The 814-nt window shown below is 76.3% G+C and carries 1 protein-coding gene; it reads right to left on the bottom strand.

The annotated features are described in order from the left end of the window. Positions 1–23 precede the first annotated feature (23 nt). Positions 24–814 (bottom strand): HpcH/HpaI aldolase family protein (locus CCL05_RS43225; RefSeq protein WP_244204629.1); only part of this gene is annotated, 791 nt, incomplete at its 5' end.

Raw genomic sequence — 814 nt, 5'->3', positions numbered from 1 at the left:
GCGCAGGGTGCCGTCGGGGGTGGTCATCGGGGCTCACCCGCCTGGCGTGCGGCGGTCAGGTGGCCGGTGGCCGCCTGTTCCAGGTGGACGAGGTCGCAGGCGACGGTGGCGAAGGTGAAACCCTCGGCGAGGCGTTTGGCGGCGCTCGCGCCGTCCGGGGTGTGGATGCCGGCGGCGATGCCGGCCCGGGCCGCGGCCGTGCGGACCGAGACGAGCGCGGCCTCGAACTCGTCGGCGAGCGCCGGGTCGGTGGAGGTGGCGCCGCCGAGCGCGAGGCGCAGGTCGGAGGGGCCGACGTAGACACCGTCGAGGCCGTCGGTGGCGCAGATGGCCTCGACGGCGGCCAGGCCCTCGGCGGTCTCGATCATCGCGAGGACGACGGTCTGGGCGTGGGCGTCGGCGGGGTCGGGGCCGATGCGCAGGCCGGAGCGCATGGGGCCGTAGCTGCGGCGGCCGTGCGGCGGGTAGCGGACGGCCGCGACCGCGTCGGCCGCGTCCTGGGCGGTGTCGATCAGGGGCACGATCACGCCGGCGGCGCCCGCGTCGAGGGCCTTGCCGATCGGGGACGGGTCGTTGGCCTCGACCCGGACGAGACCGACCGCTGTCGAGCCCTTGGTGTCGATGGCGGTGAGCGAGCGCAGGACGCCCGCGTACTCCAGGAGGCCGTGCTGGGCGTCGAGGGCGACGTAGTCGTAGCCGAGGCGGGCGATGCGTTCGGTGGAGACCGGGGAGTCGAGGACGGACCAGTAGCCGACGAGCTGCTCGCGGGCGCGCAGGGCGGTGGCGAAGGCGGCGGGGGTGCCGGGTTCGGGGG

This window comes from Streptomyces africanus (genome assembly GCF_002150735.1).
Lineage (GTDB): Bacteria > Actinomycetota > Actinomycetes > Streptomycetales > Streptomycetaceae > Streptomyces > Streptomyces africanus.
This window is presented reverse-complemented; position numbering and strand designations above follow the sequence as displayed.